The organism is Vulcaniibacterium tengchongense (assembly GCF_003814555.1).
Lineage (GTDB): Bacteria > Pseudomonadota > Gammaproteobacteria > Xanthomonadales > Xanthomonadaceae > Vulcaniibacterium > Vulcaniibacterium tengchongense.
Genome location: NZ_RKQN01000006.1, coordinates 1 through 15706 on the forward strand (window position 1 = coordinate 1; position 15706 = coordinate 15706).

Sequence of the window (15706 nt, forward strand, 5' to 3'; positions counted from 1 at the left end):
CTGGCCAACGCGGTGGAAGCCAAGTCCGCCGCCGCGGCGGATCGGAGCGAGGCGGCGAGCGCCGGCGAGGCGGCCGCGCTGAGCCTGGTGGCGGCGCAGGGGGCGCTGGAGTTCGAGGCGCAGCACGACGAGGCCAGGCTGCAGTCGCGCGAGGGGCTGACGCTGGTGAGCGCCAACGCCGAAGTCGAACTGGCGGCCGGCCAGGCGGTGCGCCTGGCCACCGCCGGCGGCGCGAGCATCACGATCGAAGGCGGCCACCTCGTCGTCAGCTGCCCGGGCCGGATCACGGTGCACGCGGGCAGGAAGTCGTTCGTCGGGCCGACGCAGCTGTCGCGGGAGATGAACGCGTGGCCGGAGACCAGGTTCGACGATCCGTACATCCTGCGCCATCGCGCCACCAACGAGCCGTTACGCAACATGCGCGTCGAAGTCAGGCGGGCCGACGGCGCCATCATCAAGATGACGACGGATGGCGAGGGGCGCTTGCCCGTGCAGAAAGGCCTCGGGCCGGAGCAAATCGCCATCAAGATCCTCGGCAAGGCTTAAACGGACATTCCATGCCGCAGAACAACAATGAAGTCATCATCGACGCGCTGGATCGGGACGAGAGCGGCAGGCCAGTCGCCAGGCCGCGCCTGACGCCGAATCAGGACCAGCGCGACAAGGTGTGCCTGATGCCGCCGGAAGCCGTGATCCCGGTGGTGTTCCTGCCCGGCATCATGGGCAGCAATCTCAAAGCGAAAGACGGTGGCCGGGCCGTATGGCGCCCGCCGAACATGGATGGCGTCGGCGCCATCCTCAGTGCGTTGGGGCAATTGTTCTCCTATTGGTTCAAGGGGCCAGCCACCAGGCAGCGCGAGTTGAACCCGCCAGGCGTCGAGGTGGATCCCCGCGGTTCGATCGAAACCGAGGGCACGCTCGAAAGGGAAGTGGCACGCGATCGCGGTTGGGGCACCGTCATGCGGTCTGCCTACAATCCGGTCATGTCGGTGATGGAAGAGCGCCTCAACAACCTGATGGTGTTGGGCGAAATGATGGAATGGTGGAACGACGAAGGCCGACGAGTCCCTTCGGACTACGGCGACCAGAAGAGCAATCCGCCGTTGACGGAAGACGATCTCAAGCACGCCGCGCAGTACCGTTACGAGGTATGGGGCGGCGGATACAACTGGTTGCAATCAAACGTCGACTCGGCCAACGACATCAAGGACTATATAGAGAACAAGGTGCTGGCCAGCTACCCGGAAGACCAGCGCGGCAGGATGAAAGTCATCCTCGTCACGCACTCCATGGGGGGCTTCGTCGCTCGTGCACTGACCGAGATCGTCGGTTACGAGAAGGTCTTGGGTGTCGTTCACGGCGTCATGCCGGCCACGGGCGCACCGGCGATCTACCATCACATGCGGTGCGGCTACGAAGGCGTGGCCAGCGTGATCCTGGGGCGCGATGCCGCCGAGGTGGTGGCAGTCGCCGCATACTCGCCCGGGGCACTGCAGCTCACGCCGGCATTCGATTACGCAGGCGGCAAGCCGTGGCTGAAGCTGGGCGATGGCGGTGCTTCAGAACCTGGTCGATCCTTGCCCACTTCGGGGAATCCGTACGATGAGATCTATAAGAGCCGAGCTTGGTATGGGCTCATCCCGGAGCACAACGCGAAGCTCATCAATCCGGCCCAGCTGACAGGCCCTGCCCAAGAGAGCAAAGACATCTACGGTGGTATGAGTAGCTTGGAGGCTTTTGATTTGACCATCGATTCGGTCAGGTCATTTCATGCAGAGCTGGCTAAGAAGTATCCGAAGCCTGCCTATTGCCACTACGGCGCGGATTCCGGCCAGAAGACTTGGAGTGAGGTTCGGTGGCAAGGCACGCTCACGGCGCTCCCCGAGCAGTGGCAGGTGGAGGACGATGACGGCAATGGCCGCCTGCGTCTCACCAATGCCGGGCAGCATGTAGAACTTGAGTTTGGACCGCCCGAAGGCATGGGGGATGGCACAGTCTCTACAGAGTCCGGTTCTGCACCAGGTGAGGCAGGGGTGCAGGCCAGCTTCCGACAAGGCAACCAAGCCGATGGCGCCTACGCCCGTATGAACGGAAAAGGCAAGGAACAAGGCTACGAACATCAGGACAGCTACAACGATCCGCGGGCGCAGTGGGCGACGCTGTACGGCATCGTGCGGATCGCCAGGCAAGCGGACTGGTCGTCATGCTGAACCGGCGTTTGATCGCACAGGGTTTGTTGGCCTTCGCCACCGTTCTGTGTGGAGGAACATCAAATGCAGATGGTGCAGAAGGAGTTCGCATGAATAAAGAAGCCAAGACCCATTGTTTGGGTCGCTATCTCATCGATCTGCCCGCGAGTGCGAAAGTGACGACCCGCTACGTCTACTCGAGGGGCAAGATCGCTACCCGAGTCGATGTATCGCCCGAAGGCTACGCCAAGCTTTTGTCGGAGCAGGAGGATGCGCTGAAGGCTGCCCGGCACGACGATGGGGGCAGCATGCTGGTGGATCGGGTGGAGTTCGCCCCGGGCAAGGTTTCGTTGATTTCCTGGAAAAGCCCGCATAGTCGGATTCTCTACCAGTACCGCTACTTTGCCTATTTGCCCGAAAGGCGCGTCCTCTTCTTGCTAGAGGGAGAAGGTAGCGCGAAAGCCGAGGCGCGGGCCCGGGCTGACAAAGCCGGCGGGGAACTCGTGACGGAGCTGCTCCGTTATCGAGAGGGAGATGAGGTTCCGAAGTCGCCCGGATATTGCTTCGATCACGGCTTGGTCGCGGACAATGCATTGAACCAAGAAGAATTCACCGCCAACATCAAGCTGAAGGAGTATCCGAGCGTCACGCTCACCCTGATGTCCTACGTGACGGGCAAACCCGACCGCGAGCTGCTGCAGCGGGCATCGCGCATCCCGCCGGGGTTCGAACGCGCCGTCGCGCACATGAAGACGCTGCGCCGTGGCGACAGGAACATCGGGCCCGTGAAGGGGCAGGAACTCCTGGTGCGCGCGGACGCCGAGGGCAAGCGCAGCTACCACTTCCTGTGGGAGAGCCAAGGGCGGGCCAACTCGCTGGAATTCCCGTTCATGTCGTTGCAGCTGAGCACCACCGACGAGACCGACGCCCGCGGCGAAGTGATCGATGCGCCGTTCGAATCGGACGAGGAAGCGCTCGAGCTTTGGGATTCGATCCTGACCACGTTGAGGCTGCGGCCGGGCGCGGTGTAGATGAGGGCAGGCGGAGTGCCAGTGGTTTCTGCCTGGGGCCCATTGCAGTTACCGCGAACAGCAACTACGAAGAGGCTAGCCTGGGTTTTGGTGCCGGGCCTCGAGACCAAGCGTAGACCATCGATCAAATTCAGCACTTTCCGACGAGCCAGACGAAGAACCGCCGCTGATCGCGCGGGGAGAGAATAATCTGGCGAAGCTCGGGGCGGATCCAAGGTCTGAAAAGGGGGCGGCTGCAAGTTGCAGGAATGCCCGCTGAGAATGGGGCGTGATCGCTGGTGGGGCTTGGTACGGGAAGAGTGGCTGAGCCCGAAGGACGGCAGGCCGATCACTTGGGAACACCATGCCGACAATATCGAGTCGGCGCGGAGCTTCCATGGCCGCATTAATGGCCAATACCATCCGTGTACCCACGTCTATTACGGCGACGACGACAAAGAGCCCGGCTTCGAGACGGTCGTCTGGCGCATGAAGCCAGGCATAAAGCCCGACAAGAATGTGCCCGCGTCCATGCAGGTGGGACGGGTTTCGGTGATGTCGCTTGGCCGAGTTTCGGCATGGAGCTGAGCACGACTTATCAGAGCAGTTGTTGGGAGCTGCACAGCGATCCGCAGGACGGAAGCGGCGACGGTACGGTGCCGGCAAGTCCGGGGCGTTCCCCCTCTAAAGAATGACGGCAACAACATTCGGCAGCAGTTTCGGTTGTCGGGGTTCAAGCACGAGGCGTCGTACCGCAATCCGGGCGCGCAGCGCGCGACCTTGTACAGCATCATCAAGATTGCGGGCAAAGCGAAGGAGCCGGCGTGACAATCGCACGATGGGTGGCGAGCGTGCTTTGTGCAGCAATGCTGGCCGCATGCGGCCGCGCTCCTAACGCCAAAGAAGTGGAAACGATTAAGGACATGACCAGCACTATGCGCACTCAATGCGTCGGCCGTTTCGTCATCATCCGTGCCGACGGCGCCAAGATCCATGGAGTTACGGACGCGATGGGCAACATCGACTTGCAGAAGGGCTTGGGACCAGAAACGCTCTCGCTCGATATCCTGGATGAAGCCGAAGGAGGGATGTCGTGAGCGTGCCCCCCGACGAAGCCAGGGAGGCGATCGGCGCGACCGACAAGCACAAGCTCGCCTCCGTACGCGCATGGCGCAATGGGCGCTTGGGTTGCTCGTCATCAGCGCGTTATTGCTGGGCAATGCCGCCAAGGCGCCGCCAGGCTTGCGATCGGTCCTCTTCTATGGAGGCTTGCTGGCTTTCGTCGCAGCCATCTTAGTAGCCAAGTTGATGCCGGAATAGGTGCCCAGACCTGACCTTGACACGGCGTCGCCTTGACGAACAACATCCTTTACTGGGGGGCGCTCAAGTGCGCAAATGCTGACAACAGCGCATGACAGCAATTGCGCAGCGGAAGTGACGACTCTGCCAATTATTACACGGCAATTGCATGCGGACCTGCCTTGGTCCTTAGGGGATAGGGATGTTTCGCCTGATGTGCGTTCTTGCTTTATTCGCTTGCCTGTGGGCGAACCCTTTTGGTGCTCGCGCCAAGAACTACCCAACGCAGGGCGAAGCCTATTCACGCTGTTGGGCCGCTTACTCGGCGGCCATGGGGCGCGCCGCGGCATACAACAGCAAACCGGGGATAACTTACGAGTGGCAATCCCGCAGCGCCTGTAAATTGGGCGGGAATTCTACTTATCCCTTGTACGCGTGCACGCTTTACTACACCAATGCAGCGCTTGTTTCGTGCGAATTGGCGGTAGGCGGAACCGCTAGTGAAAATGGCGGCAGTTACGATTACAGCTTCCCAAGCACAAGGTCGACGTTCGATTACGCCAAGAGCCTGGGCAAGCCCGATTGCTGTGTTGGCAATCCAATGAATGTGGCTACTGGCAACAAGTACCAAGAAGAGTTGGACTATGCCAACAACGAGCTCGAACTGCGGCGCTATTACAACAGCTTTCCGCCGCTGAGCCCCTCCGCGCTTGGCACACATTGGCGCCATACATTCGATCGTCGCTTGGAGCTCATGAACGACGGAACGAATTTCTTCGCTTACGCGCACCGCCAGGACGGACACAGAATTGAGTTTCGCAAAGTTGCAGGCATATGGAAGCCAGACCCGGATGTGATTGATCGCCTCGTTTATGACGAGGGTTCGGGATACTGGGAGCTGCATGAAGGCGAGACGCGGCAGCTTGAGCGCTACGACGCCAACGGACTGCTTGTCGCGATCGAGTTTCCGGATGGAGAAGCGATCGATCTGACTTACAGTGACGACGAAACGCCTGCGCACATCGCTCCTGGCCCTGATTTGCTGTTGATCGCCTCGGATCGAAGCGGTCGAATCCTGACGTTCCACTACACCGCCACTGGCGCGCTACGGGATGTGGAGCAACCCGATGGAAAACTGGTCACCTACGAATACGACACGTTCGGCAACTTGGCTGAGGTGAGACACCCCGGTACCGCAATCCGACGGTATCACTACAACGAAAGCGGCTTAAACGGCGGCGTCGCCCAGCCAGGCCTGTTGACCGGCATCACAGATGAGAGCGGGATCAGGCTCTCAAGTTATGGCTATAACAGCAAAGGTCAAGCCGTGCTGACGCAGCGTGGCAATGGCATTGAGAAGTATCAAGTGAAGCAGGCCGCTGATGGGCAAGTTGTAATTGCTTCTTCCTTGGGCGCGACGGATACCTACCAATTCTCAGTGATACACGGGGCTGCCCGCGTGAGCGCTCGGACGCAAACATGCGTTGGATGCCAAGCGCAAAGCTCCTTACGTACCTATGACGCTGCGGGCTATCCGGATGTGTTCACGGATTCAGGCGTTGTGGTCGACCACGACTACAGCTCTACGGGCTTGGAGACCCAGCGTGTCGAAAGCAAGGGAACAGCTAGCCAGCGAACGATCCAGACCGAGTGGAATGAATCTCTCCGGGTGCCCGTTGAGCGACGCACGTATCGGGCAGATGGTGTTCTGATAGCCAAGTCTGCCTGGACCTACAACCCTCGCGGCCAACCGTTGACCAACACCCAGGTCGATCCGGTCGCTATGCAAACTCGGACAACTACTACGACCTACTGCGAACAGGCGAACGTCGACGCAGGTACTTGCCCGCTGGTCGGATTGGTGACCTCCGTCGATAGCCCTCGTACCGACGTCAACGACGTCACGACGTACCAGTACTATGCGACCGACCATCCCGGTTGCGCTATCGCGCCCACTGCCTGTGCCTGGCGTAAGGGGGATCTGTGGAAGGTGGTGAATGCGCTGGGCCAAGTGACTGAGACGTTGCGCTATGACGGGTCCGGCCGCGTGCTCTCGGCGAAGGACGCCGATGGTGTCATCACCGATTTCGAATACCACCCGCGTGGCTGGCTGATTGCCAGGAAGACTCGCGGTTCGAATTGAGCAGGGGAGCTCATTCCTATGACCAAGGCACTTGGTAAAGCACGAACGATACCCAGATGGATGCGGCGGGAAGGTTCGAGCGCGGTCACCGCGCTGGCGATTGCGATCGCTGGTGTGGTTGTGCCGGCGACAGGGACGGCGCAGGCCAGCGAAGACCAGATCACGCGTATCGACTACTACCCGACGGGTCTGGTCAGCAGCATTACCCTGCCGGACGGCAGCTTCACATCCTATGTTTACGATGCCGCCCACCGGCTCACCGACATCGTCGATGCCGACGGCAATTCGATCCATTACACGCTGGACAATGCCGGCAACCGCACCCAGGAAGAGGTCAAGGGCAGCGATGGCAGCATCAAGCGCACCCGCTCCCGGGTGTACAACCAGTTGGGTCAGCTGCAGACGGCCAAGGATGCCGGCAACCACCCGACTGGCTTTACTTACGACCCCAACGGCAATCTCGACACCACCACCGATGCGCTGGGCCGGGTGGCGGACAACGGCTACGACCCGCTGAACCGGCTGAGCAGGATGCTTCAGGACGTCGCCGGCATCGCCGCCGAGACCAAGTTCAAATACGACGCACAGGACAACCTGACCGAGGTCATCGATCCCAAGGGGCTGAGCACCAAATACCACTACAACGCCTTCGGTGACCTAACCCGCCTGGAAAGCCCGGACACGGGCGTCACGACCTACGGATACGACGCGGCCGGCAACCGCATCAGCGCGCTGGACGCCCGTCGCGAGCAGAGCGCCTACAGCTACGATGCGCTCAACCGGCTCACCGGCATCGCCTACAGCGACACCGCGCTGAACGTGAGCTACACCTACGACGCCGTGCAGGCGGTGTGCGACACCCACGAATCGTTCGCCATCGGCCGGCTGACACGGATGGACGACGGCAGCGGCTCCACCCAGTACTGCCACGACCGCTTCGGCAACCTGACCCGCAAAGTGCAGGTGACCAACGGCCAATCGTTCACCCTGCGCTACGCCTACACGAAGGCCGGGCAGCTGGCCGCCATCCAGTACCCGGACGGGACCAGCGTGGACTACGTGCGCGACGACCTGGGCCGCACTACCGAAGTCGGCGTGACCCCCAACGGTGGCACTCGCCAGGTGCTGCTGAGCAATGCCACCTACCACCCGTTTGGCCCCGTCGCCGGCTGGACCTTCGGCAACGGCCGCACCCTGAGCCGCACACTGGACCTGGACTACCGGCCCAAGACCATCCTGAGCACGGGAACCGGCGCTAACGGACTGAACTTGGGCTTCGGTTGGGATGCCGTCGGCAACCTGGCGAGCCTGCACACCAGCGGCCTGGAACAGCCGCCGCGGATCACGTTCGGCTATGACGCGTTGAATCGGCTGACGGTGTTCCAGGACGGCCCGACCGGCGCCGCCATTGAGCAGTACACCTACGACGCCACGGGCAACCGCACCAGCTTTACCAACGCCGGCGGTACACAGTTGTACGACTACCCAGGCGACAGCCATCGATTGGGTGCCGTGAACGGCGTGGCGCGCAGTTACGATGCGATGGGCAACACCACGTCGATCGGCGGTATCGAACGCGAGTTCGCCTACAACGCGGCCGGCCGGATGAGTCGGGTCGAGCGCAACAATGCTTTGGTAATGGAATACTCGTACAACGGCCAGGACGAACAGGTGTGCCGAAGCCTGGGCGAGGTGCGCACCCACGCGCTGTACGATCAGGCAGGACACTGGCTCGGTGACTACAGCAATGCGCAATCACCGCTGCAGCAGGTGATTTGGCTGGATGACCTGCCGATCGGGGTGGTCGCGAACGGCAGCCTTCGCTATATCGAAGCGGACCACTTGGGCACGCCGCGGTCGGTCATCGACCCGCAGCGGGATGTGGCGGTTTGGACGTGGGATTTTGCGAGTGAGGCCTTCGGCAATAGTCTGCCGAATCAGGATCCGGATGCAGATGCGATCCAGTTCGTGTTCGACATGCGATTTCCAGGCCAACATTACGATGCGGCGAGTGGGCTCAACTACAACCACTTCCGGGATTACGAGCCGGCGACCGGTAGGTATCCACAGAGCGATCCGATCGGGCTCAAGGGCGGTATTACCACCTACTCGTACGCAGGACTTTCTCCGCTGCGGCAAATTGATCCCAAGGGTCTACTTAGCTACGGCCCCTCCTGCAGTGCGGCGCAGCGAGCTCGAATCAATTCGGAAATTGTGCAGTTGGCAAACGAGCTGAAGGAAAAGGCCACTTCAAAGGATTGCAATAACGGTTATTGTGATTGGGGGCTGGTGCGCGATGTTATGTCGTTCATAGCGTCCGAAGCCGTTTTCTCTTGCAATCTTGGCGGGCCTTGCGGCGCTATTTGGGGGTTGGATCGGAACGTATTCCTTTACGGCCCGTACGTTGATGCACCCTCGGCAGCTGAAATCAACAGTCCTGGCCAGTGTGGCTGCTTCCGCAGCACGCTATTCCATGAGGTGGCGCACAAGGTGCGATACGAAATGGGTGAGAACTCCATTCGCCGCGAGACTCTGAAATGCGTTCCGTGTGCGACCAATCTCGCGGAAGGAGGCCATTCACCGCTATGAAATTGCGCAGCTTTACTTCTAGTTCCGTCGATTTCTTTAGGGGCGAGATCAAGCGATTCGTTCTGCCAATCGCGTTGATATTGCTTGCTGCATCTTGCGGTATGACGGACCAAGGGAAAGAAGCATCTGCTGTAATCCCCCCTCCCCCTGACCTAAGAGAGTTGAGGGGTGTTCAAGGCTCCTGCGTGTCAACGCCACAATCTGCTGCCGTGACCGCGGCAGAGAAATGCTGGATTCGTGTCCTGTCGGAGAGATGCGCCTTGGGGGATGACTGCCTGACAGCATGTATTGCCTCTGGCAAAGGAGCACTCATCGGCGGGGGCTGCTGGCATGTGTGCTCGCAACCCCCCAATCGCCTAACGGATTGGAAAGAGCCGCAGGCTGCACATGAGTGCAAAAATCTTGGAAGTGTTCACGGCTATCGGTAACGTGACCAATAACGCAGCCAATCGAAGCCCCGCCAAGTGCGGGGCTTCTTCTTTAGCGGCTACCGCCTAGTTCCCAGCGGCCGGCGTCGTGCTTGAGGATCAGTCCTTCGAGCAGGGATCGAACACCAGCACGTCGGTGGCGCAGTCCAGCGCCAGGGCGATTTTCTTCAAACCTTCCATGGACGGCTGACCAGCAGCGCGGACTATTCACGTTACCTGCCGCAGTCGAGCATCGTACCCTCGCCCGATCCGGAACACGTTTGATGGCGCTGGGCCTTGGCTCTTCTCACAGGTAACTTGAACGGTGCCCCGTCCAGTTGCTGGCGCGGGTGTCCAGATCAGTTGGCGCCACTGTCCAACTTGCTTGGCAGTTCTGTCCAGTTCGTTTGGCGGCTGCGTCCAACCGTTTGGCTATATGTACCTGCTCGCAGCCGTAGCCCTGACCGTTCTGACGGCCGCCTGCCAAGCCAGGCCCGCGGCCGACACGGAGATCCCGGCGAGCGCAAGCGCGCCGGAAGGTCCGTTCGACCTGGTCATCAATGGCTACAACTACACCGACCATTACATCGACAGCTTCTATGTCGATGGCAGCTGGGGCGGAAATCTTTTTGTCAGCACCCCAACCGCTGGAGGAGGTAAGAGCACCTGCTGCGTGCGCTGGTACTCGTGGATGCAGGTGCCGAAGACCTTCCGCGTTCGCTGGACGGCCGATGCGTGCCTGTATGAGCAAGAGGTGGAAGGACAGGTGTTTACGCAGGTCAAGCACCTGTGGAAAGAGCAGGACGTGACGCTCGCTACGCCGCCGCCTGCCACGCCCGTTGCGTTTGAAGTGCACTTCTACCGGGACGGCCGCGTCGAGGTGGCCATTGCCGACGACATCGCCCGCCCGCCCCGCCTGAAACTGGAAGAGGAAGACGGCCGCCGCAAGGGAGCGCCGGAACGGGCGCGGTGCACTCCCGAGCAGATGCGTACCTATTCCGATTGATCAGCCGACAAGGAGCCGTCGCATGGCCGCCAATCCCGGGAGCGCCGGCCACAAGAGCCCCGCGTTCCCGCCGAACGCGCACTGAAGCGCAGCGCCGATCCCGAGGCCGGAGCGGGCGCCGTAAGCCCCGCGCCGCCGCCCGAAGCCACGGCCAAGGGCCAGTATTCGGACGTGCATTGCGTGGGCCCGGTATGCCGGATTCCGTTGTGGATCAGCATTTTCTTCGACGGCACCGGCAACAACCGCGAAGCCGACGAGCCGATGCACCGCGATAGCAACGTGGCCCGGCCGTACCGGGCGCGCGAGGACGACAATCCGGCGGAAGGAATCTACCGCATCTACCTGCCGGGCATCGGCACCGACTTCCGCGAGATAGGCGATCCGGGCAATACCGCCGAAGGCATGGCCTTCGCCAAATACGGCGAGGCCCGGTTGCAATGGGCGATGCAACAACTGGACCTGAGGCTGGCGCGTACCCGGCCGGCCGCATCCTGGAGGTGAACGTTGCGCTGTTCGGGTTTTCGCGTGGTGCCGCCTTGGCGCGCGCCCTGGGCGGCGGACCTGCTTATCCCGCGACTGGCCGAGCGCCGCGTGCACCTGGTGGCCGCGCACGAGCAGCGCAATTCGTTCCCGCTCGAATCGGTGCGCAGCGGCCAGCGCTACCCGGCCAATTGCGTGGAGATCATGTATCCGGGGATGCATTCGGACAGCGGGCACGCCCATGGCGAGACGGGAACCGGAACGACGAAGGCCGGCGCGAACCGGCCTTCGTCCCTGCGGCGCGGCGCCGCGGCCTACTTGGCCGCGACCACCCGGGCCATCTCCAGGCACTTGTTGGAGTAGCCCCACTCGTTGTCGTACCAGGCCACCAGCTTGACGAAGGTCGGATCGAGCTGGATGCCGGCCTCGGCGTCGAAGATCGAGGTGCGCGCGTCGCCGCGGAAGTCGGTGGCGACCACCTTGTCCTCGGTGTAGCCGAGGATGCCCTTCAGCGCGCCCTGCGACTGCGCCTTCATCTCCGCGCAGATCTCCTCGTAGGTGGCCGGCTTCTCCAGCTCGCAGGTCAGGTCGACCACCGAGACGTCCGAGGTCGGCACGCGGAACGACATGCCGGTGAGCTTCTTGTTCAGCGCCGGGATCACCTTGCCCACCGCCTTGGCCGCGCCGGTGGAGGACGGGATGATGTTCTCGAGGATGCCGCGGCCGCCGCGCCAGTCCTTGTTGGACGGGCCGTCGACGGTCTTCTGGGTGGCGGTGGCGGCGTGCACGGTGGTCATCAGGCCGCGCTTGATGCCCCACTTGTCGTGCAGCACCTTGGCCAGCGGCGCCAGGCAGTTGGTGGTGCAGCTGGCGTTGGAGACGATGGCCTCGCCGGCGTAGGTCGCGTGGTTGACGCCGTAGACGAACATGGGCGTGTCGTCCTTCGACGGCGCCGACTGGATCACCTTCTTCGCGCCGGCGTCGAGATGCTTCTGGCAGGTGTCCCGGGTCAGGAACAAGCCGGTGGACTCGATCACCACCTCGGCGCCGACCTCGTCCCACTTCAGGTTGGCCGGGTCGCGCTCCTGGGTCAGGCGGATGCGCTTGCCGTTGACGATCAGGGTGTTGCCTTCGACCGCGAGCTCGCCCTTGAAGCGGCCGTGCACCGAGTCGTACTGGAGCATGTAGGCCAGGTACTCCGGCTCGAGCAGGTCGTTGATCGCGACGATCTCGATGTCGGGGAAGTTCTGCACCGCCGCGCGCAGCACGTTGCGCCCGATGCGGCCGAAGCCGTTGATACCCACCTGGATGGTCATAGCTGGCAAGCTCCTGCGGCCGCCGGAGGCGGCGATTGGATGGGGAGGTTGGACGGGGAAGCTCGATTCTAGCAGGCCGGCTGCGTGGGCCCGGCGGCGCCGGGCCGGCTCCGCCGCGTTCCGCAGGGCGCCCGGCGACGCGGCCGCGGCGTTCCGCCCGAACCCGACATGCGGACGACGCGCCGGCTCGGCTACAGTGGCCGCCCGCTTGCCGACAACACTCCGACCGCCGTGACTCGCTTCCTGCGCCGTTCGCTTTCCGTTTCGCTGCTGTGCCTGCTGCTCGGGCTGACCGCCGCCGCGCCGGTCGCGGCCTGGAGCGTGCTCGGCCACCGCCTGGTCGGGGAACTGGCCGAACGCCGGCTGACCCCGGCCGCGCGCGCCGAGGTCGAGCGGTTGCTGGCCGGCGAATCCGATCCCACCCTGGGCGGCGTCGCCTCCTGGGCCGACGCCCTGCGCGCCACCGACCCGGAGCGCTTCAAGCGCACCTCGCGCTGGCACTACGTGAACTTCCCGGCCGGCGGCTGCGACTACCGCCCCGAGCGCGACTGCCCGAACGGCGATTGCGTGATCGCGCAGATCCGGCGCCAGCGCGACCTGCTGGCCGACCGCAGCCAGCCGCTGGAGGCGCGCCGCGACGCGCTCAAGTTCCTGGTCCACTTCGTCGGCGACGTGCACCAGCCGCTGCACGCCGGCAACCGGCCGGACAAGGGCGGCAACGGCTACCAGATCAGCCTGCGCACCGACCTGCCGCCGGAGGAGTACGCGCGCAAGCGCTACGTCGACGGTGTGATGGGCACCAACCTGCACTCGGTGTGGGACTACTACGTGCTCGGCTCGCGCGGACTCGACGCCGAAGCCTACGCCGACGCGCTGGCCGCCGCGCCGCCGCTGCGGCCGGCTGCCACCCGCCTCGATCCGGCCGACTGGGCGCGCGACTCCTGCCGCCTGCTCGATGCGCAGGCGCTGTATCCGCCCGGCCACAAGCTCGACCACCGCTACCTGGACGCGCAGCGGCCGCTGGCCGAACGCCAGGTGCGCCTGGCCGGCGAGCGCCTGGCCGCGCTGCTCAACGGCGCGCTCGACCCCGCGCGCCGCTAGCGCGCCGGCGCGCTCGCCTCCTTCGCGGGCCGGTCCCGCTCCACCGCCAGCAGCGCCAGCGAGCGGTCCGGCGCCTGCCAGCGCTCGCCGCCGGCGATCGCTTCGCCGGTGCGCGCCTCGGCGGTGTCGACCAGCACCCGCCAATGCTCGCCCGCGACCTCCGGCAGGTGGAAGGCCGCAGGCGCCGCGGCGGCGTTGACCAGCAGCAGCAGGGTGACCGCGCGCCCGGGCTCGTGCAGGCCGCTGGGCGGCGAGCGGCCATCCAGGCGCATCATCAGCGCGCGCGCCTGCGGGTCGTGCCAGTCGTCCTCGGTCATCTCGGCGCCGTCCGGGCGCAGCCAGGTCACGTCCTTCAGGCCCAGCTCCTCGTCGTAGCGGCCGGTGAAGAAGCGGCCGTGGCGCAGCAGGCCGAAGCGCCGCCGCAGCCCGCCGAGCGTCCGCACGAAGCGGGTCAGCGCCGCGGCGGCGTCCTTCCCCGCGGCGTCCCAGTCGATCCAGGTCAGCTCGTTGTCCTGGCAGTAGGCGTTGTTGTTGCCGCGCTGGCTGCGCCCGAACTCGTCGCCGGCCAGCAGCATCGGCGTGCCCTGGGACAGGAACAGCGTGGCGAGGAAGTTGCGCTGCTGGCGCAGGCGCAGGGCGTTGACCGCCGGGTCGTCGGTCTCGCCCTCGGCGCCGTAGTTGGCCGAGAGGTTGTGGTCGCCGCCGTCGCGGTTGTCCTCGCCGTTGGCCTCGTTGTGCTTGCCGGCGTACGAGACCAGGTCGCGCAGGGTGAAGCCGTCGTGCGCGGTGACGAAGTTGACCGACGCGGTCGGCCGCCGGCCGCGCTTGTCGAACAGGTCGGCCGAGCCGGTGATGCGGGTGGCGAACTCGGCGAGCCGCCCCTCGTCGCCACGCCAGAACGCGCGCACGTTGTCGCGGTAGCGGTCGTTCCACTCGGCCCAGCCGGGCGGGAAGCTGCCGACCTGGTAGCCGCCCGGGCCAATGTCCCACGGCTCGGCGATCAGCTTGACCCGGCTCAGCACCGGATCCTGGCGGCAGGCGTCGAGGAAGCCGCCGCGCGGGTCGAAGCCGTGGCGCTCGCGGCCGAGGATCGTCGCCAGGTCGAAGCGGAAGCCGTCGACGTGCATCTCCTCGACCCAGTAGCGCAGCGAATCGTTGACCAGGCGCAGCGCGCCGGGGTTGGTCAGGTCGAAGGTGTTGCCGGTGCCGGTGTCGTTGATGTAGCGGCGGCCGCCGTCGGCGAGCCGGTAGTAGCTGAGGTTGTCGATGCCGCGGAACGACAGGGTCGGCCCCAGCTCGTTGCCTTCCGCGGTGTGGTTGTAGACCACGTCGAGGATCACCTCGAGCCCGGCCCGGTGCAGCCGCGCGACCATCTGCTTGAACTCGTTCACCGTGTCGCTGGCCAGGTAGCGCACGTGCGGGGCGAAGAAGCCGATGGTGTTATAGCCCCAGTAGTTGCGCAGGCCGCGCTCGAGCAGGTGCTGGTCGTCGACGAAGGCGTGCACCGGCATCAGCTCGACCGCGCTCACCCCCAGCGACTTGATGTGCTCGACAAGCTCGTCCACCTGCAACCCGGCGAAGGTGCCGCGCCAGGGCTCGGGCACCGCCGGGTGGCGCATGGTCAGGCCGCGCACGTGCGCCTCGTAGATCACCGTGCGCTGCCAGGGGTGTTGCGGCGGGCGGTCCTCGCCCCAGGTGAAGGCCGGGTCGACCACCGCGCACTTCGGCATCGACGCCGCGCTGTCGCGGCGGTCGAAGCTGAGGTCGGCGTCGCGGTGGCCGAGCACGTAGCCGAACAGCGCCGGCGACCATTTCAGCTGGCCGACGAGGCGCTTGGCATAGGGGTCCAGCAGCAGCTTGTTGGGGTTGAAGCGGTGGCCCGCGTCGGGCTCGTACGGCCCGTGCACGCGGTAACCGTAGAGCTGGCCGGGACGCGCGTCGGGCAGGTAGCCGTGCCAGACCTCGTCGGTGTACTCGGGCAGCTCGATGCGCTCGCGCTCGCGGCCGCGCGCATCGAACAGGCACAGTTCGACCCGGGTGGCGTGCGCGGAATACAGGGCGAAGTTGACGCCCAGCCCGTCCCAGGTGGCGCCGAGCGGAAACGGCCGCCCCTCGCGGATGCGGGACACGCGGATCAGCCGGCGGGCCATCGCGGGCCTCGTCGGG

Annotated in this window: 13 protein-coding genes; 11 read left to right on the forward strand and 2 right to left on the reverse strand. The window is 64.3% G+C overall.

Going from position 1 to position 15706, the window contains the following annotated elements:
• The 10 genes from EDC50_RS15015 to EDC50_RS15060 all read left to right on the forward strand — a co-directional run.
• A partial coding sequence (locus EDC50_RS15015; RefSeq protein WP_244922533.1) for a DUF2345 domain-containing protein occupies positions 1-546 on the forward strand: 546 nt, incomplete at its 5' end.
• Positions 547-557: 11 nt separating this feature from the next.
• On the forward strand, positions 558-2210 hold the full coding sequence (locus EDC50_RS15020; protein ID WP_123771313.1) for an esterase/lipase family protein: 1653 nt from the start codon (positions 558-560) through the stop codon (positions 2208-2210).
• Between the two features lie 89 nt (positions 2211-2299).
• On the forward strand, positions 2300-3220 hold the full coding sequence (locus EDC50_RS15025) for a T6SS immunity protein Tli4 family protein (protein WP_123771314.1): 921 nt from the start codon (positions 2300-2302) through the stop codon (positions 3218-3220).
• 261 nt (positions 3221-3481) lie between these two features.
• Positions 3482-3787, forward strand: a complete 306-nt coding sequence (locus EDC50_RS15030) for a hypothetical protein (RefSeq protein WP_123771315.1) — start codon at positions 3482-3484, stop codon at positions 3785-3787.
• 335 nt (positions 3788-4122) lie between these two features.
• Positions 4123-4296 (forward strand): hypothetical protein, encoded by a 174-nt coding sequence (locus EDC50_RS16460; protein WP_158635743.1) that lies wholly within the window; start codon positions 4123-4125, stop codon positions 4294-4296.
• A 404-nt stretch (positions 4297-4700) separates the two neighbouring features.
• Complete coding sequence (locus tag EDC50_RS15040) at positions 4701-6641, forward strand: RHS repeat domain-containing protein (protein ID WP_123771317.1); 1941 nt, start codon at positions 4701-4703, stop codon at positions 6639-6641.
• 18 nt (positions 6642-6659) lie between these two features.
• On the forward strand, positions 6660-9230 hold the full coding sequence (locus tag EDC50_RS15045; protein ID WP_123771318.1) for an RHS repeat-associated core domain-containing protein: 2571 nt from the start codon (positions 6660-6662) through the stop codon (positions 9228-9230).
• An 843-nt stretch (positions 9231-10073) separates the two neighbouring features.
• Positions 10074-10643, forward strand: coding sequence for a DUF3304 domain-containing protein (locus tag EDC50_RS15050; RefSeq protein WP_123771319.1), 570 nt, complete (start codon positions 10074-10076; stop codon positions 10641-10643).
• 204 nt (positions 10644-10847) lie between these two features.
• Positions 10848-11144 (forward strand): DUF2235 domain-containing protein, encoded by a 297-nt coding sequence (locus tag EDC50_RS15055; RefSeq protein WP_158635742.1) that lies wholly within the window; start codon positions 10848-10850, stop codon positions 11142-11144.
• A 90-nt stretch (positions 11145-11234) separates the two neighbouring features.
• A complete protein-coding gene (locus EDC50_RS15060; RefSeq protein WP_158635741.1) occupies positions 11235-11486 on the forward strand; it encodes a hypothetical protein in 252 nt (83 codons plus the stop codon).
• Here the strand turns inward: EDC50_RS15060 and gap are convergent.
• Positions 11438-12439 carry a type I glyceraldehyde-3-phosphate dehydrogenase gene (gene gap / locus EDC50_RS15065; protein ID WP_123771322.1) on the reverse strand — a complete coding sequence of 334 codons (1002 nt, stop codon included), beginning with the start codon at positions 12437-12439 and terminating at the stop codon, positions 11438-11440. The genes EDC50_RS15060 and gap overlap by 49 nt on opposite strands.
• A gap of 231 nt (positions 12440-12670) precedes the next feature.
• Here gap and EDC50_RS15070 point away from each other — a divergent pair, with 231 nt between their 5' ends.
• Positions 12671-13540, forward strand: a complete 870-nt coding sequence (locus EDC50_RS15070) for a S1/P1 nuclease (protein ID WP_242003090.1) — start codon at positions 12671-12673, stop codon at positions 13538-13540.
• On the opposite strand, the gene glgX is transcribed toward EDC50_RS15070, so the two are convergent.
• Positions 13537-15690, reverse strand: coding sequence for a glycogen debranching protein GlgX (gene glgX / locus EDC50_RS15075; protein ID WP_123771324.1), 2154 nt, complete (start codon positions 15688-15690; stop codon positions 13537-13539). The genes EDC50_RS15070 and glgX overlap by 4 nt on opposite strands.
• Between the last annotated feature and the right edge of the window lie 16 nt (positions 15691-15706).

Bases quoted from the DNA above. Each gene is read 5' to 3' on its own strand.
- EDC50_RS15020 (WP_123771313.1), top strand. From the start codon at position 558: ATGCCGCAGAACAACAATGAAGTCATCATCGACGCGCTGGATCGGGAC.
- EDC50_RS15025 (WP_123771314.1), top strand. From the start codon at position 2,300: ATGAATAAAGAAGCCAAGACCCATTGTTTGGGTCGCTATCTCATCGAT.
- EDC50_RS15030 (WP_123771315.1), top strand. From the start codon at position 3,482: ATGGGGCGTGATCGCTGGTGGGGCTTGGTACGGGAAGAGTGGCTGAGC.
- EDC50_RS16460 (WP_158635743.1), top strand. From the start codon at position 4,123: ATGACCAGCACTATGCGCACTCAATGCGTCGGCCGTTTCGTCATCATC.
- EDC50_RS15040 (WP_123771317.1), top strand. From the start codon at position 4,701: ATGTTTCGCCTGATGTGCGTTCTTGCTTTATTCGCTTGCCTGTGGGCG.
- EDC50_RS15045 (WP_123771318.1), top strand. From the start codon at position 6,660: ATGACCAAGGCACTTGGTAAAGCACGAACGATACCCAGATGGATGCGG.
- EDC50_RS15050 (WP_123771319.1), top strand. From the start codon at position 10,074: ATGTACCTGCTCGCAGCCGTAGCCCTGACCGTTCTGACGGCCGCCTGC.
- gap (WP_123771322.1), bottom strand. From the start codon at position 12,439: ATGACCATCCAGGTGGGTATCAACGGCTTCGGCCGCATCGGGCGCAAC.
- glgX (WP_123771324.1), bottom strand. From the start codon at position 15,690: ATGGCCCGCCGGCTGATCCGCGTGTCCCGCATCCGCGAGGGGCGGCCG.